This is a genomic window from Bradyrhizobium sp. LM2.9 (assembly GCF_054056555.1).
In genome coordinates this window covers 4,620,627-4,645,791 of record NZ_JBSRYJ010000002.1, presented here as the reverse complement: position 1 = coordinate 4,645,791, position 25,165 = coordinate 4,620,627, and the positions used below count along the sequence as shown (strand labels likewise).

Genomic DNA, 25,165 nt, shown 5'->3' with positions numbered 1-25,165 from the left:
AGCGAACGGAGGGGCTCAATGATCACGCGACGGAATTTTACTGCGGGCGCGGCGACGCTGGTCGCAGCCGGCCACATCTCGACCCGCGCGCGGGCGGCGACGGTGAGCTGGGACATGTCGACGGTATGGCCCGACGGCAATTTCCACACCCAGAACGCGTTTGCCTTCGCGGAAGAAGTGAAGAAGCAGACCGGCGGTTCGGTCGCGATCACCGTAAAGGCCGGTGGCCAGCTCGGCTTCAAGGGCCCCGAGCATCTGCGCGCCGTGCGCGACGGCCTGGTGCCGCTCGCCGACGTCCTCAACATCCAGCAGGTCGGCGACGAGCCGTTCATGGGTGTCGAGAGCATTCCCTTCCTCTGCGGCTCCATGGACGAATTGAAGGTGCTGCACAAATATGTGCGGCCCGAATACGAGAAGGTCGCCGCGCGCAACAACCAGAAGATCCTCTACATCGTGCCGTGGCCGACGCAGTATCTGCACCTCAAGGTCAAGGTCGCCGATGTCGACGGGTTGAAGAACATCAAGATCCGCGTGCCCGACAAGAACGCCGTCGATATGCTGGCTGTTGTCGGTATGGCGCCGGTGATGATCCCCTGGGGCGAGACGATCCCCGCGCTGGCCTCCGGCGCGGTCTCGGGCGTCTCCACTTCGGCCGTATCGGGCGTCGACGGAAAATTCTGGGAATTCTTGAAGTACATCTATCCGACCAACCACGTCTGGTCGTCGCAGATGCTCACCGTCAATCTCGATTCCTGGAAGGCGCTATCGAGCGATCAGCAACAACAGGTCACCGCAATTGCCGAGAAGATGGAGCCGGGCTTCTGGGCGAACTCGCTCAAGGCGGACGTTGACAGCCTCAACCGGCTCAAGGAAGGCGGCATGGAGGTGGTGCCGGTCTCGGGGGCCATGATCACCGACATTCGCGCCAAGACCGCGCCGCAGCTTGATGCTTTCCTCAAGCGCGTGCCGGCAGCCGACAAGGCGGTGCGGGCCTATCTCGCTGAAATGAAGCGCTGAGGCCAGGTCATGGTCAGCGTTTCGCCCGCGGCTCCGCATAGTCTCAATGCAGCGGCGCCGGCGCCGTTGCGCATCCTGCTCGACGGCATCGACCGTCTCGGCCGGCTCGACGGTTGGATCGGTGGCGGCTGCCTCTTGATGCTGACGCTGCTGATGCTGTGCGAGGTCGCAACGCGCTTCCTCTCGAACTTCCTGCCGTTCTTTCCGCCCACGATCTCGATCGCGTGGGAGTATTCCTCCTATCTGATGGCGGCGTCCTTCACCTTCGGCGCCGCCATGACCCTGCGCGTCGGCGGCCATATCCGTGTCGTGCTGCTCTTGAAGAACGTCCCGGCCCTCTTTCAGCGCGCGATCGAAATCTTGTCGGCCGCCGCCGGCTTCGGCTTCATGGCTTTCCTGACATGGTCGATGGCGAAGTTCGCCTTCGGCGCCTATGTGCGCGGCCAGGTTTCGACCTCGAGCGACACTCCGCTGTGGTTTCCGCAGGCCGTCGTCACCTTCGGCATGCTGCTGCTAACGCTCCAGTTCCTGGCGCGCGCGATCCAGGCCGTACTCGGCCTGCCGCTGGAGGATCACCGCATGAAGGCCTCGCCCGTCGAATGATCGCCTTGCTCGCAATCGGATTCAAGTTCGCATGACCATCGAAGTTGTCAGCCTGTTCGTGATCCTGTTCGCGCTTCTGGCATGCGGCGTATGGATCGGCCTGACGCTTGCGCTCACCGCGACGCTGCTGCTTGCGATGTTCCGCTCGATCCCGCTCGACAAGCTGCTGCCGCAATACGCCTGGAACATTTTGACGACGCAGGAGCTGCTGGCGCTGCCGCTGTTCATCTTGATGGGCGAACTGCTGTTCCGCACCCGGCTGTCGCGCTCGCTGTTCCAGGGGCTTGCGCCGTGGGCGGGGCTTCTGCCCGGCCGCCTGCTGCATGTGAATGTGATCGGCTGCACCATTTTCGCTGCGATCTCCGGCTCGTCGGCGGCGACGACTCAGGTGATCGGTCGCATGTCGCTCAACGAGTTGCTGCGCCGTGGCTATTCGCGCGACATCGCGATCGGCTCGCTCGCCGGCGCCGGCACGCTTGGCTTTTTGATTCCGCCGTCCAACATCATGATCATCTATGGCGTGCTCGGCGACGTTTCGATCCTGAAACTGTTCACGGCGGGCGTGCTGCCCGGTCTGCTGCTGGCAGCCACCTTCATGGGGTGGGTCATGCTGCACACGACCCTCAACCCCGGCATGGTGCCGGAAACGGAAACCAAACTCTCGCAGGTGTCGTGGCGCGAGCGTTTTGCTGCGCTGAAGGATCTCGCGCCGGCGCTGTTCCTGATCGCCTGCGTGCTCGGCTCGATGTACGGCGGACTCGCGACGCCGTCGGAGGCCGCCGCGGTCGGCGTGCTTGGCGCCGCGCTGGTCGCCTGGGCGCAGGGCTCGATGTCGCAGCAGGTGATCCGCGACGTGCTGATCGGCTCGGTCGTGACCTGCTCGATGATCGCGCTGATCGTGCTCGGCGCCTCGATCCTCGGCAATGCGGCCGCCTTCCTCGGCATCCCGCAGGCGGTCGCCGCCTTCGTGAAGGGCCTTGGCCTGTCGCCCTTCATGCTGATCGTCGTGCTGATTATGTTCTACCTGATCCTCGGCTGCTTTCTCGACGGCTTCTCGATGATCGTGATGACGCTGCCGATCGTGCTGCCGATTGTAAAGGGTGCCGGCTTCGACGAGATCTGGTTCGGCATCTTCCTCGTGCTCGCGGTCGAGATGGCGCAAATCACCCCACCGGTCGGCTTCAACCTCTTCGTCATCCAGGGCCTGACCGAGGACGGCCTCGGCTACATCGCGCGCGTCACGATGCCCTATCTCCTCATCATGGTGGGCTTCGTGCTGCTGCTGACGCTCTGGCCCGGCATCGTCACGATCCTGCCGAGGGTGCTGTACGGATAAGTCCATCCTCGGGCTCTGGCGCCAGCGCGCAGCGGTCTGCGTCATCCCGATCGTGCTTGTCCGCGACGACGCCCTCCGGCGACAGCTTCGCGCTGTCCGGATAACCGCTTCAGCCTGAGAGTTGCGGGACGAAACGGTCAGCGCAGCTGACGCTTCAAGCGCGCGCTGCGCGTCAAATTCGCGCCGCGCGCGCATTCCATCTTTGCGCTCCCTATCATCCGGCGTACTCTATGAGAGCGAGCAGGAGTGCAACAGCAATCAGTCCAGTGAACGTAGCTCTTTTGGCGATGTCCGCCGAGAGAGCAAGAGCTGTTGGCAACTCATATGCGATGGAGAGAACCGACACATAGCGAGCTGCAAACACATCCCTCGCGGCGCCGTCTGTAAGACGCAAGTTCAACAAACACAAAAGCGGGAGGAACGGATGAAGAAGCGTTGGTGTAAGTCTGCTCTACCTCTTGTTGCCGGCGCGACGCTGATCGTGTCGTCGGCGTTGGCCCAAAGCGTGGATACTGGGCGGATCGAGAGCGCCGGTCAGAACGATTGGCTGACCTATCACGGTTCGTACAAATCCTATCACTACAGCCCTCTGGCGCAGATCAATGCAAGCAACGTCGGCAATTTGAGCGTTGCCTGGCTCCATATTCCCGGACGCTCGACCCGTGGCCTGCAATCAATGCCGCTCGTGGCTGATGGCATACTCTACTACACAGGTTCTTACAGCCGGGTTTTCGCGCTTAACGGCGCGACGGGCGAGGTGATCTGGTCGCATTTTCCGGAACTGGACGAGACGCTGATCGCCCGCCAGACCCATTCTCCCTACAATCGCGGCGTCGCGCTCGGCGAGGGCAAGGTCTTCGTCGGTACCATGGATGGCAGGGCGCTTGGCCTGGATATGAAATCGGGGAAGGTCGTCTGGGAAACCCGGCTGATCGACTCGCAGAAGCTCACAGTCGGTTTCACCGGTGCTCCGCTGTACGCGAAGGGTACGGTGATCATCGGAGCGCAAGGCGGTGAATGGCCGGGCCGCGGCCCGATCTTCGCCCTGGATGCCACCACCGGGAAGAAGAAGTGGGAGTTCCTGACAGTCGCCGGTACCGACGAGGCCATGAAGACGTGGGGCAACGAGTCCTGGCGAACGGGCGGGGGCGGCGGCTGGATGCCGGGCACTTACGACTCCGAGACCAACACCATCCTGTGGGGCACCGCAAACCCGGCGCCGCTCTACGATTGGTCGGGCGCCGATTACAAGACGCAAGGTGCGCGGCCCGGCGACAATCTCCATACGAGTTCGGCGATCGGTCTCGACATCGATACCGGTAAGCTGAAATTCTATCATCAGGAATTGCCGCACGACGCTTGGGACTTCGACAGCGCTGTCGGCGAGTTTGTGATGCTCGAACGCGACGGCCAGAAGTTCGTGGTGCATCCGAACAAAGGCGGTTTCGTCTTCGTCTACGACCGCAATCTCGCCGTGAAGAATGTCTGGCGGCTCGTTGAGAACATCAATTTCGTCAAGGATATCGATCCGAAGACGGGTGCTCTGATCGGCCGTCGCGACTTCTCCGCGGGGAAAGTCACCGAACCGCCGCTGTGCCCATTCATTGGTGGTGGCATCAGCTGGAACGCCGGCTCATACAACCCCAAGACGGGGCTCTACTACAAGATCGGCCAGGAATGGTGCATGACGCTCGACGTCCAGAAGACGACGCCGGTCACGGCGCCACAGGTCCAGCTCAACATCGGCGCCGATTTCAAGATGGCACCTCCTCCGGGCGGCGAGATTTATGGACATCTCGACGCGCGCGATCCCATCACCGGGGCCAAGAAGTGGGAGGTTCGTTATCCCGAGCCGCCGCTTGGGAGCGTTCTGTCGACCGCGGGCAATCTCGTGTTCGTGCCCGACTCCCGCGGCATCATTCATGCTTACGATGCTGAAACCGGGACCGAGCTGTGGAATCACAACAACGGCACCGGCCATCAGGGCGGCATCGTCAGCTATTCCGTCAACGGCAAGCAATACATTGCCGTGGCCGCAGGCTTCGGCGGCATGCTGGCAGACGAGTACGCGCCAAACTTCGGCGGCGTCTACAAGAGCATGCCGCGTGACGACGGGGCGCTCGTCGTCTTCAGCCTGAAATAGGTCATCGCAAATTGCCGGGGAGCAGGCGCAAGCTTGCTTCCCGTGCATTGAAGTTGCGAGCGCGTTTCAGGACATGGAGCTGGTTACCTTGAAATTGCATTTGAAGAAGATCACCGCGCTGCTATCGGCGGTGCTGGGCGCCTCGTCGCTCTGTGCCGCACCGGTTCACGCGCAGTCCGCCACCCCTGCACCGGACAACGGGACGTTCGACGTCGAGCGGTTGTTCGCGGGGACTTGCGGCTTTTGTCACTCCGACGGCGGCCGGGCCGCCGGCAAGGGACCGCAGTTGATGAATTCGCCACGCGATGACGATTTTCTTCACAGCCGCATCAAGAGCGGCAAGTCTGGCGCGATGCCGGCATTCGGCGGGGCTTTCACCGATGCGCAGATCGACCAGATCGTCAAATATATCCGCGCCCTGAAGCCGCGCGAGGGTTGAATCGCCGAGGCCCGATCCATCGATACGAGAACGCGGAATGAAGTCAATTCTCCCGCTTATGGTCGGCGCCATCATCGGACTGTTGGGTCCGGCGCAGGCGCGAACCCTGGACGCGATCCGCTCGTCCGGCGCGCTCGGGTTATGCGCCCATCCCAACTCGCTTCCCTTCGCGAGCAAGGCCGTCGATCCTCCCGGCTTTCAGGTTGAATTGGGCCAGGCGCTGGCACGCGAACTCGGCGTCTCGCTCCGGCTCGACTGGATCATCACCCAGTACCAGCTTGCGGAGCGCCGGCTGCGACATTCTTCTGGATGTGATCGCCGACCACTCGGCGCAAGGCGAAACCCGCTTGAGGATCTCAAAACCGTATTATCGCACGGGAGTCGCACTCGCCGTGCCGTCATCCAGCGCGCTCGCTTCGTTCCAGGGCCTCAACGAGCATACCAAGGTGGGGGTGCAGGTCGGATCCGTCGCAGCCATGATCATCGGTCAACGGCACGTGCCTACGTCGACCTTCGGCTTCGAGAGCGACAGCCTCGACGCCCTGTTGAACCATGAGATCGATGCCGCTGCGGTTACACCCACAGCGGCGAGCTATTTCAATCTGACGCATCCAGGCAAGGCACTCCGCATTCTGGATCGCGACGAGAGCGTGGCCGATCTCAACTGGAACGTTGCCGTCGGTATGGTCCGTCCGGATGATGCGTTGCGCGAAGCTATCGATGGAGCGCTTGAACGGTTGCGAAAAGACGGAACGATCGATCGGATATACGGCCGCTACGGGGTCGTACTGCAAGCGCCGAGATAGCTACGGGTGCCAGGTCGGGAGCAGACGCGATATATTCGCAAGCATCGCGGCGGGTGCCGCCCCGGCCGAGGTAGCCGGGGCGATCTCTCACTGGTTCATTCCGAGTGTTACTACGCCGCCGCCTTCTTCCGCGCCTGCTCGGCCTTGTACAGCTCGAACTCCTCCGCGATCGCGCGTGCGACCGACGGCCGCTGGCGCAGGCGCTCGTAATAGGCCTTAACGTTCGGCCATTTCGCGAGCTCGATCGGCGGCGTCGCCATGGTCCAGTTGATGACCGTGACGAGATAGGCGTCGGCGACGCTGAAATGGTCGAGCAGGAAGTCGCGCCCCTTCAGGTAATTGTCGAGATAGTCGAGCCGCGACAAGTTCTTCTCCAGCGCATAGGCTTTCGTCTCCTGCGGCGCCTTACGGTCGAGCACCGGGATGAACAGGCCCTTGTGCAGCTCGGTGCCGATGAAGCAGAGCCATTGATGCAGCCGCGTGCGATCGATGCCCGCTGCGGCGCCGAGGCCCGATTGCGGGAAGCGGTCGGCGATATATTGCAGGATGGCCGCGTTCTCGGTCAGCACCACACCCTCGTCGGTACGCAGCGTCGGCACCAGGCCGATCGGGTTCACGGTACGGAAGTCAGTGCCATCGCTCAGCACTTTCTTGGTCGGCGGATCGACTTCGAGATAATTCGCCTCGGCGCCGGCTTCATACAGCGCGACGCGGGTTGCCATCGAACAGGCGAGCGGCGAGAAATAAAGATCCATCTTGAGCCTCCTTGGGCAATTCCCTGTGGTGTTTGCTCAACCTGGCCAGATTGATTTTTGTACCATCTTGCATATTATATTCGCGGTCAAGGATTAATTTGCGAAATGGTACAAAAATCGAAACCGCCAGCTGCTGCCAGTGAACCCAAACGCCGGGGCCGTCCGCGCGCCTATGAGCCCGACGTCGCGCTTGGCAAAGCGCTCGACCTGTTCCGTACGCAGGGTTTCGCTGCGACCTCGCTCGACGATCTCAGCGAAGCCACCGGCATGAATCGCCCGAGCCTCTACGGTGCCTTCGGCGACAAGCGCGAGCTCTACATCAAGAGCTACCAGCGTTACCGCGAGGAGGCGCGCGCATCGATGGTGGAGATCTTTCGCCAGGAGATGCCCGTGCGCCTGCGGCTGGAGCGCATCTTCGCCTCCGCGCTGAACATCTATCTCTCCGGCGAGACCGGCCCGCGTGGCTGCTTCACCGTGGTCACGGCGGCCTCCGAAGCGGTCGGCGATCCCGACATCCGCGCCATGGTGCTCGACGGGCTTAACGAGCTCGACAAGGCATTTGCGAGTTGCTTTCGCCGTGCCAAGGAGAAGGGCGAACTGCCCGAGAGCGCCAATCCCGTCGTGCTGGCACAGATCGCATCCGCAACCGTACACTCAATCGCGATCCGCTCCCGCGCGCGGGTATCGCGGAAAGAGCTGGAGGCGATCGTGAACGGGGCGATCGACGTGACGATCGGAGCTAAAAGTTAAGCCGCCGCCGGGACGACAGTGAGATATCGCGTCTACGCCGCGCGAATATGCGCGAGAAAACGATCCACTTCGTCCCGCAGCCGCTGCGATTGTTTTGACAGCTCGATCGCCGAGCCCAGCACTTCCTCCGCCGCAGTTCCCGTCGCGGCGATGCCGGCGGTGACGCCTGCGATGTTTTGCGACACCTCGCCAGTGCGGGCCGCTGCCTGCTGGACGTTCTGCGCGATCTCCTGCGTCGCCGTGCCCTGCTGGCCGACGGCCGCGGCAATCGCGGCGGAGATCTCGTCGACCTCCTGGATCGTCGCGCAGATCGACTGAATGCCGTCCACTGCGCCGGTAGTCTCTCCTTGTACCGCCGTCACCTGCGCGCCAATCTCCTCGGTCGCCTTGGCGGTCTGGGTTGCCAGCGCCTTCACCTCGGAGGCGACCACCGCAAAGCCGCGGCCGGCTTCGCCCGCGCGCGCCGCCTCGATCGTCGCATTGAGCGCCAGCAGATTGGTTTGCTCGGCAATGCCGCTGATGAAGGAGACGACGTCACCGATTTTTTGCGCGGCGTCTGCCAGGCTCTGCACGCGTGCGTTGGACCTCTGTCCATCGCTGGCCGCCTTGCCGACGACTTCGGTCGCGTGCGCAAGGCGTCGGCTGATCTCACTCATCGACGACGACAGCTCTTCCGCGGCGGCAGCAACTGTCTGCACATTTTCCGAGGCGAGCGCGGAGGCCGACGACACCGTGCCGGTCTGCTGCCGCGATTGCTCGACGATGGCCGACATCGAGCGCGCCGTGTGCTCCATCTCGACCGCGGACGAGGAGACCGTGGTGACGACGTCGCGAATGCTGGCTTCGAAATTGTCGGCGAGCGCGGCGAAGGTGCGCCGTTTCTCCGCTTCGGATTGCGCCTTGGCCTCGATCTGGTCCGTCTGGAGCTTGTTGAAGCTCATCGCATTGTCGCGGAACACTGCGACCGCCTTCACCATCGCGCCGACCTCGTCATTCGCTTTGCTGACGGGGACGGCGATGTCGAGGTGTCCGTCTGCCAGCTCGCGCATCACGCTCGTGATGGAGATGATCGGACGCGAGATGCTGCGGGCGATGAGATAGCCGACGATCGCGGCGAGCACGAGCCCGAGCGCGGCGATGCCGAATGCCAGCAGCCAGGCACGGTCGGCGGAGGCCACATAGTCGGCATTGTCCATCACCAGCTCGACCGCGCCGAGCGGCTTGCCGGAAAAATCCCTGATCGGTCCGAGCAGCGCCGCTACCGGCATGGTGTCGAGCTTCGCCTGCCGTACCGTGAAGTCGCCGCCCGCAGCGCGGCTGTAATCGGCCGCGTCGAAGAAGCTGTTGCCCTTCAGCGTGCCGCCGAACAGCTTGAAGCTGCCGCCGTCCGCGAGATGGAAGGCGATGTCGACATGGCGATTGCTCTTGAAGTCGTCCAGGAAGGACTGGCCGAAGGTCAGGCCGAACTCCACTGAACCGAGATGCTTGTCGCCTTGCGCGATCGGCACGACGCCGCGGATGCCGAGCCCGGCCACGCCGCCCTCGAGGCCGACCACGACCTTGTGCTCCTGGTTGGCGATGATCACGGTTTTGCGGAAGCCCGAGAGGTCGTCGCCGAATTTAGCAGGCTGGTGCACGCGCAGGAACGAGGTCGCGGGCGCCACGTGGAACTGGAACTGCTCGACGCCGTACTCCGATTTGGTCGCGGCAAGCACCGGCCCGAACAGGCCGATTAAAGCGTTGCGATCCTGTCTGGCCATGGCGTCCTGCGTCGCTGGCATCGCGGCCACGACGGCGCTCATGGCGGCGGCGCGCTGGGATTCCTCGGCAATTCGCGACTGGAGCGCGTCGTAGTGACTGCGAAGCTCGCGCTGGTCGGCCCGGTCGACGATGCCGGAAATGATCCACATCGCCCCGAGCACGGCGAACAGGGCGGTCGCTGCCGCGGTCACCGCCAGCGCAACCGTGATCCGCATCCTGAGGCCGAGGCTCGCCCGCATGTCCGACTCGTTCGTTGAGCGTTGATTAACAACGCCTATCAACTTCCCGCTAAGAGAGGGTGAACGGGATATCGGCGGACGACAAGGAATCTTACGGCGCGGGTGGCACGTGAGGTCTCAATACCCCCGCGCCCGGTCCACCACGTTCTCCAGCACACCACCCGCCTCGAACCGCGCGATCTGCTCGGCGACATAGGCCGAGATCGCGTCTGCGTCGGTGTCGGCGGCGTTGTGCGGCGTCAGCAGCACCTTGGGATGGGTCCAGAACCTGCTGTCCTTCGGCTGCGGCTCCTGCACAAAGACGTCGAGCGAGGCGGCGCCCAGTGTGCCGTCGTCGAGGCAGGCCAGGATATCGGCCTCGTTCTGCAGGCCGCCGCGGCCGGCATTGATCAGTACGGGCGCGCCGAGCGGGCTTTTGCGGTTGAGCTTGGTGAAGACGTCGCGGTTCAGGATGCCGTTTGTTTCAGGCGTTAGCGGCAACAGGCTGACGAGGATATCGGTCGTACGCAGGAACGGTTCGATCTGCTCGGCGCCATGGAAGCATTCAACGCCCTCGATCCTGCGCGGGCTGCGGCTCCAGCCGGCGACGCGGAAGCCAAGCCGCCGCAGCATATCGGCCGCGTCAGCGCCGAGCGTGCCCAGTCCCATCACACCGACTGTGACGGCGCTCGCCGGCCATTGATATGTCGGCTCCCAGCGCTTTTCGCGCTGCGACTCGCGCAGATAAAGCTCCTGGCGGTGGTGCATCAGCACGTGCTGCACGACGTATTCGGTCATGCGGCCGGTCAGATCAGGCACGGCCACGCGCACCAGCGGCACGTTCGGCAGGCTCTTGTCCGCCATCAGCGCATCGACGCCGGCGCCGAGATTGAAGATCGCCCGCAGATTGGGGAATGAGCCGAGATCGCCCGGCACCGGCTTCCACACCGCGGCATAGTGCACCTCGGCCGGATCGAGCCCGGCATCGGGCAGCAGCACCACGCGGCGCCCGCCGCAGACCGCGTCGAACCGGGCCTTCCAGCGCTCCGGCAGCCAGTTCTGCTGCGTGCTGTTGATCAGGACGGCCAGTATGCCCACGGTCATTCGAAGTGCCTCACAAGGTTCCGCTTTTGGTGCCTCTCCTTGGCACGATCTGCCGGATTTTTCTTGCAGTTTTTTTCCGCAGCCATGTCGGAGCGGGGCATAGTGGATCGTCTTCAAAACAAGCGTTCAGAGAAGGTGCTGCCCATGCTTTATGCGATCCTTTGCTATCATGACGAGGACTTCGTCGGCTCCTGGAGCAAGGACCAGGACGAGGCCGTGATGAAGAAGCTCGCCGTGGTGCAGGAAGATCTCGCGAAGCAGGGCAGGCTCGGCCCCGTGGCGCGGTTGCTGCCGACCACTGCGGCAGCGACATTGCGCAAGGAAGATCCGCCGTTGGTGCTCGACGGCCCCTATGCGGAGACCAAGGAGCAGTTGCTCGGCTTCTACATCGTCGATTGCAAGAACCTCGACGAGGCTCTCGACGTTGCGCGCGACCTCGGATCGGCCAATCCCGGCGGCGCCTATGAGGTGCGTCCGGTCGGCGTGTTCAGGCCCGGAGGGAATCTGACGTGAGCGAGGCCGATACCGCCTGGATCGAGACCGCGCTGACCTCGGCGCGCCCCCAGGCGGTCGGCGCGCTGCTGCGCTATTTCCGCGATCTCGACACCGCCGAGGAGGCCTTCCAGAACGCCTGCCTGCGCGCGCTCAAGACCTGGCCGCAGAACGGACCGCCGCGCGATCCCTCGGCCTGGCTGATCATGGTTGGCCGCAACGTTGCCATCGACGAGGTGCGCCGCACCCGGAAGCAGCAGCCGCTGCCGGAGGACGACCAGGCGATCTCCGATCTCGACGACGCCGAGGGCGCGCTCGCCGAGCGGCTCGACGGCTCGCACTATCGCGACGACATTTTGCGGCTGATGTTCATCTGCTGCCATCCAGGGCTGCCGGCGACGCAGCAGATCGCGCTGGCGCTCCGTATCGTCTCCGGTCTCACGGTGAAGCAGATCGCACGCGCCTTCCTGGTGTCGGACGCGGCGATGGAGCAGCGCATCACGCGCGCCAAGGCGAAGGTCGCCGAGGCCGGGACGCCGTTCGAAACGCCGGGCGCGGTCGAGCGCTCCGAGCGGCTCGCCGGTGTCGCCGCGATGATCTATTTGATCTTCAACGAGGGCTATTCGGCGAGCGGCGACACCGCCGAAATCAGAAAGCCACTGTGCGAGGAGGCGATCCGGCTGGCGCGGCTGCTGCTACGGCTGTTCCAGAGCGAGCCGGAGATCATGGGGCTCACGGCACTTATCCTGTTGCAGCATGCGCGCAGTGCTTCGCGCTTTGCCGCGGACGGCTCGCTGATCCTGCTGGACGACCAGGACCGTTCGCTGTGGAACCGGACCTTGATCGCGGAAGGGCTCGCGCTGATCGACAAGGCGATGCGCCATCGTCGCAGCGGGCCCTACCAGATCCAGGCCGCGATCGCCGCGCTGCATGCCCGCGCATCAGCGCCGGAGGAGACCGACTGGGCGCAGATCGACCTGCTCTATGGTGCGCTGGAGGTGGTGCAGCCCTCACCGGTGGTGACACTCAATCGCGCGGTCGCGGTTTCCAAGGTGCGCGGACCGCAAGCCGCGCTCGACCTGATCGAGCCGCTGGCGCCAAAGCTCGCCAATTATTTCCATTTCTTCGGCGTGCGCGGCGCCTTCCTGATGCAGCTCGGCCGCAATGACGAAGCCCGCATCGCCTTCGACCGCGCCATCGCCCTCGCCAACACGTCCGCAGAAGCCGCCCACATCCGCATGCATCTCGATCGCCTGATCCGGGATAGCCAGCCGAAGGGCGCCAATGGCGGCGCCAGGCAGGGTGCGAAGGTCAAGTAGGGAGCACCCCCATCTCTCGCCGTCATGCCGGGCTTGTCCCGGGCATCCACGTCCTTCTGATCGGCGCCGAGAACGTGGATGGCCGGGACATAGGCAAGCGGAAGCGACGCCGTCCTTTGGACTGCTATGCCCGGCCATGACGGTCGTCCAAATTATTGTTTCCGAATTGTCGGCCCCGGCCATCCCCCTTCGTCCTTAGCGAGCATCCAAGGAGTTCTTTATGCTGAAAGCCATTGCCGTCATCGCCGTCCTGCTCGCGGCCGGAATCGTTGGCGTCCTCGTCTTCGCCCTGACGAAGCCCGACACGTTCCGCGTCGAGCGCAGCCTCGCCGTGAAAGCGCCGGCCAATGCGATCTATCCGCAGGTCGCCGATTTCCATCGCTGGACGGCCTGGTCACCCTACGAGAACCGCGATCCTGCCATGAAGCGTACGTTTGGCGGTACCGCGCAAGGCAAGGGCGCGACCTATGCCTGGGACGGCGACAATAATGTCGGCGCCGGCCATATGGAGATCCTCGAGGCGAATGCGTCGTCAAAACTTCGCATCAAGCTGGATTTCGAGCGCCCCTTCGAAGGCCACAACACCGCCGAGTTCACGTTTGTGCCGCAAGGCGATGCCACAATGGTCACATGGGCGATGTCTGGTCCGGCCCCCTTCATGTCCAAGCTGATGCAGGTGTTCATGAACATGGACAGCATGATCGGCAAAGACTTCGAGGCCGGCCTTGCCAGCCTGAAGAAGCTCACGGAGAAATAACGCCGTCCTCGTCGAAGGAACCAACGGCTCAAGCAAACGAAGAGGAGAGAAACATGCTCAATGCGTATCTGTTCTATCAGGACACCTGCGAAGCGGCGTTCAACTATTATGCCAAGGTCCTCGGCGGCAAGGTCGACGCCATGATGCGTGCATCGGATGCGCCGGCGGACATGGCCGCCGCGCCCGGCCGGGAGAAGACGATCATGCATGCGCGGATGTCGCTGCCCGACGGCAGCGTGTTGATGGCCTCCGATGCACCGGGCGAGCAATTTCACAAGCCGCAGGGCTTTTCGATCTCGCTCACGGTCGCGGACCCTGCGGAGGGTGAGCGCAAGTTCAACGCGCTCGCCGATGGCGGCAGCGTTACCATGCCCTACGGCAAGACGTTCTGGGCCAAGGGCTTTGGCATGTGCGTCGACAAGTTCGGCATTCCCTGGATGGTGAACTGCCCGGCCGATGGAATGTGACAGGCGCGACAGCCTGATGCGCCAAGCGGCGATCCCCTCTTCCTGCCGATGCGGGAGAGGGGACACGCACAAGGACGTTATGTCATATGCCGATCGGCCGCGTGCTCTCTCAGCGGATCGATCCGGTCACGTCGTTGCCCGGTGGTGAGGACGACGGAACGCAGCGAGGGCAGATCACGAGCTTGGTGCCGAGCTGCCTGTCATTCTCCGCTTCGATTTCGTCACGGACGGCCCACCACGCCGCGGAGTTCGGGTGCAAGGTACCGAGCACTCTTTCCCGCTCCTGATTCGGATCGCTCTGTGCGGGAGCTTGGTTCGCCACACGACGCCTTGTAGCAGAGGGGCGGTTCGGATCCTGACCGAGGCCGTCCCATGCGATCGGGCGGCGTTCCTGCGCAGGCGCGACAGCGCATCCCATGAGCGTTATGCAAAAAGTGAGCAAGACAAAGCCGTGTCGCATCATGCCGGACCCTCGGTGTCATACGCGACACGCTAGCCCCGCATGCGGAAACTCGCGTCACGCCGCTAAAATGGAACCTAAGGGAAACGTGTGGCCCGCATGGCCGAATATGGACTTTTGCTCTCGCACCACATTGCGAGGGCAGTGAGGCCACTTCGTGAAATGACGCGGACTGCATCGCACAACAACTGGCGCAATATTAGGCTGTAACTCCGTGACAGAATCGCTAATTATTGCTTCATAAAAAGCTACAAATTGGGGCGGGCGGACTTGGAAGGGGAGCGACCGATGGCGACGGCGCTACAGATCAACTTTGCACTCTGGGGTATGCTCATCTGCGCGACCATGGAACTGACGCAGATGATCCAGAGGTTTTACTAGACCTCACGTGGCGCCTGACCGGCGTAATTTTGCCGACGCGGTTGTCTGCCAGCTCACGAGCAACGCGATGAGCGTGAAGCTGACGCCCGCGATCAGCAGGACAGCGGCGGATTTAACCTGGTCACACGCTTCGCGGCCGCATCATCCTCACCGGCAGCGCGGATAGATCGCGGCGAGGTCGCGGCCCTTCAACAAAAGCAATCTGGACGAGAGACCGCCGCGGCGGCTGATCCAGTCGCGCACCGGGCCGGGATAGGCGGCAAGCACCACGTCGGATGCTTCCGGCTCGGCATAGAAGCGCCCGCGCCGGTCGGCCGAGCGCGCCGCATGGAAGCCGAGCACGGCGCGTCGGGTGACGCAAATGCGCTCGCCCGGAACGATGCTCAGCACCAGCGTGCATGCAGACAGGCAGGGACCGTCGATCACCACGCGCTCGCCGCTCTCGCGCACCTTCTCGAACAAATCGAGGAACGGCCCGACCTGTCCGCCTGGCGACTGAATGATGCGGATTTCAGCCACGGCGGGCGCGGACGCGAGCAGCGCGGATGCGAGCATCAAGGCCTTGAGGGAGATGACGTGTCGCATGGCACTCTCCGAACTCTTCCCGTGCCTACCCGTTCCTCCGCTCGCCGCGCAGCGTCGGCAGGCCGATACCCGCCGCATCGAAGCCGCCATCGACGGCCAAAATTTGGCCGGTGATGTAGCTCGATCGTTCCGAGCACAGAAAGTAGACCGCTTCGGCGAGTTCCTCTTCCAGGCCGTAGCGGTTGAGCGGGATGGCGTCGTGATAGTCGGCGCGGATCTCCCTGGTGTGCACCTGCTTGGCCATCGCGGTGTCGACCGGCCCCGGCGCGACCGCGTTGACACGGATGCCGAGCGAGGCGAGTTCGACCGCGAGCTGCTTGGTGAGATGCGCGAGGCCCGCCTTGCTGGTGCCGTAGGCCGAGCGCAGCGTCGAGGCGCGCACCGCCGAGATCGAGGTGATGTTGACGATGGCCCCGCCATTACCATCGCGCATCAGTGGTACCGCCGCCTTGGTGCAGAGAAACGGACCGGTGAGGTTGACCTCGAGCACCCGCCGCCAATCGGTCTCCGACGTTTCCATCAGCGGTGCGAACACGGCAATGCCGGCATTGTTGACGAGCGCGTCGAGCCGGCCGAACCGCCGTTCGATCGTCGTCATCGCTGCGGCAACCGAGACTGCGTCAGAGACATCGCAGGTCAGCGCCAGCGTGGCCTCGTCCTGGCCGATCTCGGCGACCGCGCGGCCGAGCAACTCGCCCTCGATGTCGAGCAGCGCCACGCGCCAGCCCTCAGCCAGGAACTTCTTCGCGGTCGCAAGCCCGATGCCGCGCGCGGCTCCGGTGACGAGGGCGAGTTTTTGCGGAGTTTGCGGCATTTGCTAATCTGTCCTGTGTCCGAAAGTTCGGTCGCGCGCGAGCGCCCGCTCCTTTTACTTCGCTTTCGTCCCGGCAAGAAAGGGCCTCTGTTCATGCCCATCGATCCCAGTGCGATCCCGCTCGAGGAATGGCGGCCAGGTGTGACGACTCGGATGCTGACATCCGCGCGCAACGGCGCCACTGCGCTCTGCATCTTCGAGCAATGGGTCGCGCCCGGCGCCGGGGCGCCGACGCACAGTCATCCGGTCGAGGAGGTGCTGGCCGTGCGTGCGGGCGAGGCCGATATGTGGATCGAGGCCGAGCGCGTCACGGGTGACGGCCGGCCAATCGCTGCTGGTTCCCGCCGGCCGCAAGCACGGTTTTCGTAATTCGGGCACGACCGCGCTACACGTCCACGCCGTGCTGGCCTCGCCGGTCTTCGAGGCGCTGCCGGAGGGAGCGAGCGAGGCGACGCGGCGATGGACGGCGGACTAGGACGATTTTGCCGCAGGGAATCGGCGTGCGATGTCGGCAGGCCTGCGCGCGGTTCGTCTTCCATCGGAGCTTCAAATGATTTGAGGAGGAGCGACCGTGCCCGAGCATCACGAGCACCTGATTCGAAGTCTGTTCGCCGCCTATCTCGCCAACGACCGGCAACAAGTCAGCGCCGTGCTAGCCGACGAGTTCCGCTTCACCAGCCCGTTCGACGACGACCTCGACAAGGCTGCCTATTTCGAGCGCTGCTGGAAGGACACCGGCTGGATCGCGCGGCACGACATCGAGCGGATTTTCGTCCGGGGCGACGAGGCCTTCGTCACCTATCTCTGCCTGGCGACAGATGGCAGGAGCTTTCGGAACACGGAGTTCTTCACCTTCGCCGGTGGCAAGGTCCGCCGCATCGAAGTCTATTTCGGCGCCGCCCGGCAGGATGGTCGTTTCCTGCCGCAGCCGCGCTAGCGGCCAGCGCAATTACCTCCGGAATAATTTTCGTCACCCTGTCGGTTCGATAAAAGCTCGTTCGTCTTGGAAGTGAGCGCAAAGCAAGGAACCTCCATGCGATTCATGATGCTGATGATCCCGCTCGGCTACGAGACTGCTCCGCCCGATGTCCAACTCGATCCCGAACGCGTTACCGCGATGATGCGCTACAACGAGGCGCTAAAGGACGCCGGCGTACTGATCACGCTCGACGGCCTGCATCCGCCGTCGATGGGCGCGCGCGTCTCCTTTGCGAACGGTGAGCCTGTTGTGACCGACGGGCCTTTCACCGAGGCCAAGGAAGTTCTGGGCGGCTACTGGATGATCGAAGTCGCCTCGCGTGCCGAGGCGATCGCCTGGGCCAAGAAGTGTCCGGCCTCGGCCAACGAAATCATCGAAATCCGGCAGGTGCAGGAGATGAGCGACTTTCCGCCCGACGTGCAGGAGGCCGCCGCCGGTTTCGGCGATCTGAAGAAGCGATAGGGGCCTCGCCCGCGGGCAATGCACTGAACTTTCTAACCCATCAACCTGAGGAGATACCCATGAGCACCGAACATAAATTCCTCGCCGTCTATCTCGGCAGCAAGGCCGGCCCAAAAATGACGGCCTGGCAAGCGCTGCCCGAGGCCGAACGGAAGGCGAAGGAGCAGGAGGGCATGGCCGCCTGGCACGGCTGGGTCGAGAAGCACAAGGCCGTCATTGTCGAGATGGGTGGACCGCTCGGTAAGACCCGGAAGATCAATGCCAACGGAATCACCGAGGTGAGCAATGCGCTGACCGGCTTCACGGTGGTGCGCGCCGCCTCGCAAGAGGACGCGGCAAAACTGTTCGAGAACCACCCGCACTTTGCGATCTTCCCGGGCGAGGCCATCGAGGTCATGCCGGTGCTGCCGATCCCCGGCCGCTAGGTCACGGACGATCGTGAGAGTACGGGGTTAATCACGACCGGCTTCCTGCTAGTGACCTTCACGCCCGGCTCATGTAAAGCTCGTTCACATGAGCTGGCGCAAGGAGACGCGCCGCGCCGAGCGCGGCTATCACCACGGCAATCTGAAGGAAGCCCTGTTACAGGCCGCCCTCGGGTTGATCGCCGAGAAGGGCGCGGCCGGCTTCACCTTCGCCGATGCAGCACGCATGGCCGGCGTCAGCGCGGCGGCGCCCTACCGGCATTTCCGCGACCGCGAGGAACTACTGTCCTCGATCGCGCAGCGCGGCTTCGAGCAGTTCGAGGCGCGCCTGACCGCGGCCTGGGACGACGGACGGCCCGATACGGTCACGGCGTTCGAGCGCGTCGGCAGGGCCTATCTCGCCTTCGCCCGCGAGGAGCCCGCGTTCTACAACGCGATGTTCGAATCCGGCGTGCCGGTGGATGTCAATCCGGCGCTGCAGGCCGCCAGCGAGCGCGCTTTCAACGTCATTCGTGCCGCGGCCGAGCGGCTTGCCGCGCTCGCACCGCCTGGCACGCCCCGTCCGCCGGCGATGATGATGGCGCTGCACATCTGGTCGATGGCGCACGGCGTGGCCTCGCTGTTCTCCCGCGGCGACGCTGCGCGGCGCAAACTGCCGATGTCGCCGGATGAGCTGCTCGAAGCCGAGGTGTTGATCTATCTGCGCGGTCTCGGCTTCCCGACCGACCGCCGATCCCCGGCGAAAAGCGCCGAGCCGCCGCCGGTGCCGCCGGAGGCATCCTCCGGTTCCGGAGTGCCGCCCGGCGGTCCCTGGGGCAAGCCGAAATAAAGTTGCGCAAATAATTTGGCCGCCCTGTCTGGCGGTCGGCTTGACAAAATCGCGGGATGATTTAGCTATGTAAATGTTATTTACATTCACAACGGCGCTGATGCCGTGACGGAGATGGAAATGGCCTACACAGCTGATGTCAATCGATGGCGCGGCCCGTCGGACCAACAGCAACAATACGAGCGTCCCCGCATGCTCGAGACGCCCTGGCATCCCGGCTGGATCGCCGTGACGATCCTCGGCTTCATCATCTGGTGGCCGATCGGACTTGCCCTTCTCTTTTTCACACTCGGGAGCAGAAGAATGTCGTGCTGGAGCAATCAGGACCGCTGGCAGAACAAGATGGAGCGGATGCAGTACAAGATGGACCGCATGCGCGGCCGCATGGAGCGCCGCGGTTTCGGCTTCGGCTTCGGCCCGCCCTCGAGCGGCAACCGCGCCTTCGACGAGTACCGCACCGAGACGCTGCAGCGGCTCGAGGAGGAGCAGGTCGAGTTCAAGAACTTCCTCGACCGTCTGCGTCACGCCAAGGACAAGGAAGAGTTCGACCAGTTCATGTCCCAGCACAAGACGCGCCCGACCCCGCCGCCGACCGACCAGCAGCAAGGCTGATCTCGGGCAGGGTTGATCTTGGACTGACGCCTCTCAAAGCCTTCAGGCGCAAGCCCCCAAAGTCCTGATGGCCCCGAGCCGCCCGCTTGCGCAACCCGCAGGCGGGCGGTTTGGTTTTTGGGAATGCGCGGCTGGCAGCCGCGACGTGGAGAGCCTTGGTCTGAAGAGCCTTGGTCCGGAAGGTTCAGCGCGCCGTGGCGAGTTGCGCGCGCAGCGACTCCAGGAAGTGTTCGTAGGCGGAGTCCACGATCTCGTTGAGTGATCGCGTTCGCGCGAACATCGCCCTCGCCTCGGCGAGAAACTCGTCGCGGGTCGGAATCTTCGGCAAATGCAGATGCGTCAGCGCATCGACGCCTTCATGGGCGCGATTCAGGATGTCGTGCAGCGTTGGCAGCTGCAACTGGGCAAAATCGGGCCGGCGTAGCGCCGACGAGATCGCGTGCGCCAGAGTCTGCGCATCGAACCGTCCGGCAAGCTCGCGGGCCGCCCGATGGATGACCCGCGCGCCGAGCGGCTGCTCGTTGCGCAGCACCTGTTCGGGCGGTGTCTTCATGTTCCAGACGACGCCGAACCAGGACAGCACCTTCAGGATGTAATAGGTCACGTCGATTTCCCACCAGCGAAAACCTTGTCGCACGCTGCTCTGGTAGGCGTGGTGATTGTTGTGCCAGCCCTCACCGAGGGTGAACAGCGCCAGCAGCCAGTTGTTGCGGGAATCGTCGCCGGTCACGTACCGCTTGCGTCCATGCACATGGGCGAGGGAATTGATGCAGAACGTCGCGTGATAGACCAGCACGGTGCTCCACAGGAAGCCGACGACGAGGCCGGACCATCCGGCAACCAGGAAGCAGAGCCCCGCCAGCGTAACGGCCGGCAGGAGTTCCAGCCGATGCAGCCACATCAGCTCCGGATAGGCGGCGAAATCGCCGACCTTCACGAGGTCGGTCCCGTCGTGCTCCCGGTAAAAAATCCAGCCGAGATGACTGTAGAGAAAGCCCCGGTGACGCGGCGAATGCACGTCGTCTTCGGTGTCGGAATGGAGATGATGGTGTCGATGCTTGGCCGCCCACCACAAAACGCTTTTCTGCGCGGTGCTTTGGGCGAGCCAGGCCAGGACGAACTGAAACACCCGGCCGGTCGCAAAAGCCCGATGGGAGAAATAGCGGTGATAGCCTGCTCCGATGGCAAACATGCGCACGACATACAGTGACGCGCAGATCGCGAGGGCCTGCCAAGTGACGCCTGACCAGATGGCCGCAAAGCAGCCGAGATGGACCAGCAGGAACGGCAGGGCGGACGGATACATGATGTCGTCGTGATGGTCGTCGGTGGGGGCGTTGGGCGACATGTATTAGAGTGACCTTGGATAACGGGATTTCGGGATTCGCTTCGGCAGCACTGAAAGCCGCCGCGTACCACAAACCCGGGGATGGCGGACCACCGCGGGGTCTTGAACGAGATGCTCGGGCAACCCTGCCCAAGGCGGCAGTACGCGGCAAGGCCAACCTGAGCCCAAAACTTCGGCCGCGAACTCAACCGACTATATGAGTGCGGTTGTCTGGCATGCAAGCTCGTAGCCTCACGGGGGAGCGTGGTGCGCGGGCTGCGGATGGCCTATATCCGGCAGCAAGAAAGACGCGTCAAAACACCGCAGGCGGTAACGATGGCGGAAGCGGCGATCATGACGAGCGAGAACCTTTGGCAGGAGATCCGCGCCGAGGCGCAGCGCGCAGCAGCCGCGGACCCCGCGTTCGGCAGGGCTCTTGTCGGCCTCATCCTCAAACATGACGATTTTACCGCCGCCTTGGCCGACCTGATCGGGCGCCGGCTTGGCGGTCGCGCCATCGAACGTGAGCGCTTCGCGACATTTTCCCGCGACGCCTTTCGCAGGCACCCGGATCTGATCGAGGCGGCTGGCCGCGACTTGCAGGCCATCGTGCGCAGCGATCCCGCCATCGCCGGCTTGCTGCCGCCGCTGCTGCATTTCAAGGGCTACGTCGCGCTGCAAGCCTGGCGCGTCTCGAACTGGCTCTGGCATCATGACCACCGAGACGCGGCGCTGCTGTTTCAGAACGAGGCCTCGAACGTCCTGCAGGTCAGCATTCATCCGACAGCGAGCGTCGGATCGTCGGTGTATCTCGACCACGCCACCGGCATCGTGATCGGTGCCAACGTGGTGATCGGCGACGGGACCACTATCCTTCAGAACGTCAGCATCGGCCGCAACAGTGAACTGCCGACGCGCTCGCCGCGCATTGGTCGCGGCGTGTTCATCGGCTCCGGCGCGACAATTCTCGGCGACGTCAGGATCGGCGATTTTGCAAAGATCGGTGCCGGCACGGTCGTGACATCGGACGTGCCCGGCGGCTGCACCGCAATCGGCAATCCCGCGCGGTTGACCAATTGTCCCGAACCAGCGTCGGCGGCCTGACTCGCCCTCACGTCATCAGGCGACGTGCCCGTCGTTCAGGCCGCACGGCGGTGGCTCTCGCCGCCATGATGCGGGGTGACCGGCTCCGAACTGATCTGGCCCGGCGCGTCCAGCACCGCGACATGATGCCGGTAGACCATTTCCCAGCCCTTCCATCCCGTGAACAGGAGGATGCCGACCACGATCAGAGAGAGCGCCACGCCCCACGGCTTGATCGCGACCTCCGCGCCTTGCGCGTAGCGGAGGCAGAAATTGATCACGGCCAGCACGACCGCCGCGAGATTGCCGGCCATGTGATACCAGGCGTCGTTGAGGCGGCGGATACGAGGCTCGCTGAGGAAGTCGATAAAGCCCGCCACGGCGGCAACGAGCGCCATGACGATGCCGGCGCCGAGCAGCCAGATCGCGGCCCTGGCCCAGAAGCCGTCACCGGTTCCGATGAAGGCGAGATCGGCGATAGGCGCGCCGACCAGGAAGGCGACGGGGAACGGGATGATCATAGGGTGGAGCGGATGATCGCCGATGGCGGCGGTCGTCTTTGGGTTGATGCTCATGGCAAAACCTCGCGAGAAGTGATGCTCGGGACAATTTTGCGGGCGAGGGCTGGTTCCTCCGACGGAGAGCAGGCTCCGCTCTTCACGGCATCTCGACGCCCTAATGGGCGTTGCGGTGCGTAGCGACACGGAACTTTCCCGGCGGCGCCCAACCCTCTGCGCAACCTCCCTTTCCCGCAGCCAAATTCGCCAGCGGTAACCCGGCATTAACCATCGCCGGGCTCTGGTAATTGCGGACAATCGCGCCCGAGGCCCGACGTCAGGACCTTAGTCAGGACCTTGGGCCAAGGCCCATAGTTTTGACATCTTGGCAGGGAATGCAGGCGGCCGGCTTTGGACGAGCCCTGCACCCCAGAAAGAATATGGCTTTGAGCGGGCTTGCCGGCCGCGCCGATCTAGCGCGGCTATTGGGGAACCGGCGGCCATTTGCTGGCCGGGACATTAGGTAATGATCGCCTTGAGAGGATACTGCTTATGAATCCGGCCGACGTGGCTCAGTCAGCCCTTCCGGTTGCCGCTTCCGCGGATGTGTCGCTGATTGCGCTGTTCTGGCAGGCTCACTGGATCGTGAAAGGGGTCATGCTGGGACTTCTGTCCTGCTCGGTCTGGGTCTGGGCAATCGCCATCGACAAGATCTTCCTGTTTGCCCGCACGCGCCGCTCGATGGACCGTTTCGAGCAGGCCTTCTGGTCCGGCGAGTCGATCGAGGACCTCTATCGCACGCTCTCGGCCAAGCCGACCCATTCCATGGCGGCCTGCTTCGTTGCGGCGATGCGCGAGTGGAAGCGTTCGTTCGAGAGCCAGGCGCGCTCGGTCGCGGGGCTTCAGATGCGCATCGACAAGGTCATGAACGTCTCGATCTCGCGCGAGATCGAGCGGCTGGAGCGCCGGTTGCTGGTGCTCGCGACCGTCGGCTCGGCCGGCCCCTTCGTCGGCCTGTTCGGCACGGTCTGGGGCATCATGTCGAGCTTCCAGTCGATCGCGGCGTCGAAAAATACCTCCCTGGCGGTGGTGGCTCCCGGTATCGCGGAGGCGCTGTTTGCGACCGCCGTCGGCCTTATCGCTGCCATTCCTGCCACTATTTTCTACAATAAGTTCACTTCCGAGGTGAACCGGCAGGCCCAGCGGCTCGAGGGCTTCGCCGACGAGTTTTCAGCCATCCTGTCGCGCCAGATCGACGAGCGGGGCTGACGGACGGCATGTATAGTGTGAAGGGCAATTTGGGCACCAGATCATGGGCATGAACGCAGCCAGTTCGTCCGGAGGCGGCGGCCGTCGCAGCCGGCGCAAGCCGGTCATGGCCGAGATCAACGTCACGCCGATGGTCGACGTGATGCTGGTGCTGCTCATCATCTTCATGGTATCGGCGCCGCTGCTGACCGTTGGCGTGCCGCTCGACCTGCCGCAGACCCAGGCCAAGAGCCTCGAGACCAGCGACCAGAAGCCGATCCAGATGTCGGTCGACATCAACGGCAAGGTGTTCATCAACGACGCCGAGATCGCGATCAACGAACTGGTGCCGAAGCTGAAGGCGATCACGGACGCGCGCGGCGGGCTTGAGGAGCGCATCTATCTGCGCGCCGACAAGAAGGCTGATTACGGCACGGTGGCCAGGGTCATGGGCCTGTTGTCCGGTGCAGGCTTCAAGAAGCTGGCCCTCGTCACGGAAGCGGATCAGGGGTAAGCCGTGAAGGTGAAGGTCGACAAGACACTCGTTGCGTCGATTGCCCTCCATGTCCTCGTGCTTGGATGGGGGCTGGTCACCTTTAGCAGCAGGGCCTTCGTCGTGCCGGAAGAGTCGCTGCCGATCGACATCATCTCCACCGACCAGCTCGCGCAGATGACCAACGGGCAGAAGACCGGCGACAAGAAAGAGCCGAAGCCCAAGGTCGAGAAGATCGCCGAGGCCAAGCCAGATGAAGACGCCGTCGGCAAGGTCACCGAGAAGAAAGAGCTGATCAAGACTAACTCGACGCCCGAGCCGCCGCCGAAACCCGTCGAGAAGCCGGTCGAGAAGAAGCCCGAGCCGCCCAAGCCCGTGGCCGAGGCCAAGCCCAAAGAGGAACCGAAGCCGCAGGAAAAGAAACCTGATCCGGCCAAGGAAGATCCGATCGCCGAGCTCCAGAAAAAGCTCGAGACCAAGAAGCCGCCGCCCAAGCCTCCCGAGCCCAAGGTCGCGGCGGTACAGCCGCAACAGCAGCCGAAGCCCAAGGAGCGCAGCTTCGATCCCGCGCAGATCCAGCGCGATCTCGACAAGCGCGCTGCGACCCGGCACGAGCTCGCCGGTGCGGCGCTGAATGCGTCGGCCTCGCTGGGTTCGACGACTGGGACTGCCGCCAACAACGTCGCGACCTGGCGAGGTGCGTTCCAGGGCGCAGTCAAGCGCTGCTTCACGCCGACCTATAACGGGCAGGACGCCGACCAGTACGAAGCCGACATCGACATCTCCATGAAAATCGATGGATCGCTGGCGTCTGAGCCGGTCATCGTTGGGGTGAGGGGACCGTCCCGGTCGATTGCTCAGGCAATTGCCGAAAGCGCCAAGCGCGCCATCGTGCAGTGTCAGGTCTATTCGTTCATGCCGAAGCCGCAGTACGAGAGCTGGAAGCTCATTCCGATGACTTTCGGTCTGAAAGATATGTTGTGACATCCGAACAAAAGAATTT

At 63.7% G+C, this 25,165-nt stretch carries 28 protein-coding genes and 1 pseudogene; 21 read left to right on the top strand and 8 right to left on the bottom strand.

The genetic code is table 11. The annotated features are described in order from the left end of the window. Positions 1-18 precede the first annotated feature (18 nt). The 6 genes and pseudogenes from ACVWW3_RS24245 (at position 19) to ACVWW3_RS24220 (ending at position 6,344) form a co-directional block, all read left to right on the top strand. Complete coding sequence (locus tag ACVWW3_RS24245; RefSeq protein WP_456648420.1) at positions 19-1,017, top strand: TRAP transporter substrate-binding protein; 999 nt, start codon at positions 19-21, stop codon at positions 1,015-1,017. A gap of 9 nt (positions 1,018-1,026) precedes the next feature. After that, the gene (locus ACVWW3_RS24240) at positions 1,027-1,620 is read left to right on the top strand and encodes a TRAP transporter small permease subunit (protein WP_456672158.1); all 594 of its coding nucleotides are present in this window, start codon (positions 1,027-1,029) and stop codon (positions 1,618-1,620) included. Positions 1,621-1,651: 31 nt separating this feature from the next. Further along, the gene (locus ACVWW3_RS24235) at positions 1,652-2,956 is read left to right on the top strand and encodes a TRAP transporter large permease (protein WP_456648421.1); all 1,305 of its coding nucleotides are present in this window, start codon (positions 1,652-1,654) and stop codon (positions 2,954-2,956) included. A 424-nt stretch (positions 2,957-3,380) separates the two neighbouring features. After that, positions 3,381-5,099, top strand: a complete 1,719-nt coding sequence (locus tag ACVWW3_RS24230) for an outer membrane protein assembly factor BamB family protein (protein WP_456648422.1) — start codon at positions 3,381-3,383, stop codon at positions 5,097-5,099. Positions 5,100-5,187: 88 nt separating this feature from the next. Beyond that, entirely contained in the window at positions 5,188-5,538 is a 351-nt protein-coding gene (locus tag ACVWW3_RS24225) for a c-type cytochrome (protein WP_456648423.1), read from the top strand. A 37-nt stretch (positions 5,539-5,575) separates the two neighbouring features. Further along, positions 5,576-6,344: pseudogene (locus ACVWW3_RS24220) on the top strand (substrate-binding periplasmic protein). A 110-nt stretch (positions 6,345-6,454) separates the two neighbouring features. On the opposite strand, the gene ACVWW3_RS24215 reads toward ACVWW3_RS24220, so the two are convergent. Next, entirely contained in the window at positions 6,455-7,099 is a 645-nt protein-coding gene (locus ACVWW3_RS24215) for a glutathione binding-like protein (RefSeq protein ID WP_354044876.1), read from the bottom strand. A 105-nt stretch (positions 7,100-7,204) separates the two neighbouring features. On the opposite strand from ACVWW3_RS24215, the gene ACVWW3_RS24210 reads away from it, so the two are divergent. Further along, positions 7,205-7,849: a TetR/AcrR family transcriptional regulator gene (locus tag ACVWW3_RS24210; protein ID WP_456648425.1), complete on the top strand. Its 645-nt coding sequence runs from the start codon at positions 7,205-7,207 to the stop codon at positions 7,847-7,849. A 32-nt stretch (positions 7,850-7,881) separates the two neighbouring features. Here the strand turns inward: ACVWW3_RS24210 and ACVWW3_RS24205 are convergent, their stop codons facing one another. Both ACVWW3_RS24205 and ACVWW3_RS24200 read right to left on the bottom strand, forming a co-directional pair. After that, entirely contained in the window at positions 7,882-9,849 is a 1,968-nt protein-coding gene (locus ACVWW3_RS24205; RefSeq protein WP_456648426.1) for a cache domain-containing protein, read from the bottom strand. Between the two features lie 117 nt (positions 9,850-9,966). Then, positions 9,967-10,932, bottom strand: coding sequence for a 2-hydroxyacid dehydrogenase (locus ACVWW3_RS24200; protein ID WP_456648427.1), 966 nt, complete (start codon positions 10,930-10,932; stop codon positions 9,967-9,969). Between the two features lie 144 nt (positions 10,933-11,076). Here ACVWW3_RS24200 and ACVWW3_RS24195 point away from each other — a divergent pair, with 144 nt between their 5' ends. The 4 genes from ACVWW3_RS24195 (at position 11,077) to ACVWW3_RS24180 (ending at position 13,967) form a co-directional block, all read left to right on the top strand. Continuing rightward, positions 11,077-11,445: a YciI family protein gene (locus tag ACVWW3_RS24195; protein ID WP_211394665.1), complete on the top strand. Its 369-nt coding sequence runs from the start codon at positions 11,077-11,079 to the stop codon at positions 11,443-11,445. Beyond that, positions 11,442-12,743 (top strand): RNA polymerase sigma factor, encoded by a 1,302-nt coding sequence (locus ACVWW3_RS24190; protein WP_247447475.1) that lies wholly within the window; start codon positions 11,442-11,444, stop codon positions 12,741-12,743. Before ACVWW3_RS24195 ends, ACVWW3_RS24190 begins: the two co-directional genes overlap by 4 nt. 220 nt (positions 12,744-12,963) lie before the next feature. Further along, positions 12,964-13,500: an SRPBCC family protein gene (locus ACVWW3_RS24185; RefSeq protein ID WP_247447476.1), complete on the top strand. Its 537-nt coding sequence runs from the start codon at positions 12,964-12,966 to the stop codon at positions 13,498-13,500. 53 nt (positions 13,501-13,553) lie between these two features. Next, positions 13,554-13,967, top strand: a complete 414-nt coding sequence (locus ACVWW3_RS24180) for a VOC family protein (protein ID WP_456648428.1) — start codon at positions 13,554-13,556, stop codon at positions 13,965-13,967. A 109-nt stretch (positions 13,968-14,076) separates the two neighbouring features. Here the strand turns inward: ACVWW3_RS24180 and ACVWW3_RS24175 are convergent, their stop codons facing one another. The 3 genes from ACVWW3_RS24175 to ACVWW3_RS24165 all read right to left on the bottom strand — a co-directional run bounded on the left by ACVWW3_RS24175 (position 14,077) and on the right by ACVWW3_RS24165 (position 16,207). Next, positions 14,077-14,430, bottom strand: a complete 354-nt coding sequence (locus ACVWW3_RS24175) for a hypothetical protein (RefSeq protein ID WP_456648429.1) — start codon at positions 14,428-14,430, stop codon at positions 14,077-14,079. Positions 14,431-14,955: 525 nt separating this feature from the next. Further along, the gene (locus ACVWW3_RS24170; RefSeq protein ID WP_247342984.1) at positions 14,956-15,393 is read right to left on the bottom strand and encodes a hypothetical protein; all 438 of its coding nucleotides are present in this window, start codon (positions 15,391-15,393) and stop codon (positions 14,956-14,958) included. A 25-nt stretch (positions 15,394-15,418) separates the two neighbouring features. Beyond that, the gene (locus ACVWW3_RS24165; protein ID WP_456648430.1) at positions 15,419-16,207 is read right to left on the bottom strand and encodes an SDR family NAD(P)-dependent oxidoreductase; all 789 of its coding nucleotides are present in this window, start codon (positions 16,205-16,207) and stop codon (positions 15,419-15,421) included. 93 nt (positions 16,208-16,300) lie between these two features. On the opposite strand from ACVWW3_RS24165, the gene ACVWW3_RS24160 reads away from it, so the two are divergent. The 6 genes from ACVWW3_RS24160 to ACVWW3_RS24135 all read left to right on the top strand — a co-directional run bounded on the left by ACVWW3_RS24160 (position 16,301) and on the right by ACVWW3_RS24135 (position 19,514). Further along, positions 16,301-16,576: a cupin domain-containing protein gene (locus ACVWW3_RS24160; protein ID WP_456648431.1), complete on the top strand. Its 276-nt coding sequence runs from the start codon at positions 16,301-16,303 to the stop codon at positions 16,574-16,576. Positions 16,577-16,778: 202 nt separating this feature from the next. Then, on the top strand, positions 16,779-17,144 hold the full coding sequence (locus tag ACVWW3_RS24155; protein ID WP_354044891.1) for a nuclear transport factor 2 family protein: 366 nt from the start codon (positions 16,779-16,781) through the stop codon (positions 17,142-17,144). A 96-nt stretch (positions 17,145-17,240) separates the two neighbouring features. Beyond that, on the top strand, positions 17,241-17,648 hold the full coding sequence (locus ACVWW3_RS24150) for a YciI family protein (protein WP_456648432.1): 408 nt from the start codon (positions 17,241-17,243) through the stop codon (positions 17,646-17,648). A gap of 59 nt (positions 17,649-17,707) precedes the next feature. Further along, positions 17,708-18,073: a hypothetical protein gene (locus tag ACVWW3_RS24145; protein ID WP_456648433.1), complete on the top strand. Its 366-nt coding sequence runs from the start codon at positions 17,708-17,710 to the stop codon at positions 18,071-18,073. Between the two features lie 88 nt (positions 18,074-18,161). Beyond that, entirely contained in the window at positions 18,162-18,902 is a 741-nt protein-coding gene (locus ACVWW3_RS24140; protein WP_247343000.1) for a TetR/AcrR family transcriptional regulator, read from the top strand. 120 nt (positions 18,903-19,022) lie between these two features. Beyond that, the gene (locus tag ACVWW3_RS24135; protein WP_247343004.1) at positions 19,023-19,514 is read left to right on the top strand and encodes a DUF2852 domain-containing protein; all 492 of its coding nucleotides are present in this window, start codon (positions 19,023-19,025) and stop codon (positions 19,512-19,514) included. Positions 19,515-19,698: 184 nt separating this feature from the next. Here ACVWW3_RS24135 and ACVWW3_RS24130 read toward each other — a convergent pair whose 3' ends face one another. After that, on the bottom strand, positions 19,699-20,862 hold the full coding sequence (locus tag ACVWW3_RS24130; protein WP_456648434.1) for an acyl-CoA desaturase: 1,164 nt from the start codon (positions 20,860-20,862) through the stop codon (positions 19,699-19,701). Between the two features lie 315 nt (positions 20,863-21,177). Here ACVWW3_RS24130 and ACVWW3_RS24125 point away from each other — a divergent pair, with 315 nt between their 5' ends. Beyond that, positions 21,178-21,945, top strand: coding sequence for a serine O-acetyltransferase (locus tag ACVWW3_RS24125; protein WP_456648435.1), 768 nt, complete (start codon positions 21,178-21,180; stop codon positions 21,943-21,945). 35 nt (positions 21,946-21,980) lie between these two features. Here ACVWW3_RS24125 and ACVWW3_RS24120 read toward each other — a convergent pair whose 3' ends face one another. Next, positions 21,981-22,499, bottom strand: coding sequence for a DUF2231 domain-containing protein (locus ACVWW3_RS24120; RefSeq protein ID WP_456648436.1), 519 nt, complete (start codon positions 22,497-22,499; stop codon positions 21,981-21,983). Between the two features lie 474 nt (positions 22,500-22,973). On the opposite strand from ACVWW3_RS24120, the gene tolQ reads away from it, so the two are divergent. Genes tolQ through ACVWW3_RS24105 form a run of 3 tightly spaced genes read left to right on the top strand, consistent with a single transcriptional unit; the run spans position 22,974 to position 25,146 of the window. Continuing rightward, a complete protein-coding gene (tolQ, locus tag ACVWW3_RS24115; RefSeq protein WP_247343015.1) occupies positions 22,974-23,690 on the top strand; it encodes a protein TolQ in 717 nt (238 codons plus the stop codon). Positions 23,691-23,733: 43 nt separating this feature from the next. After that, entirely contained in the window at positions 23,734-24,183 is a 450-nt protein-coding gene (gene tolR / locus ACVWW3_RS24110; protein ID WP_354044903.1) for a protein TolR, read from the top strand. 3 nt (positions 24,184-24,186) lie between these two features. Next, positions 24,187-25,146, top strand: a complete 960-nt coding sequence (locus tag ACVWW3_RS24105) for a protein TolA (RefSeq protein WP_247343022.1) — start codon at positions 24,187-24,189, stop codon at positions 25,144-25,146. Positions 25,147-25,165 lie beyond the last annotated feature (19 nt).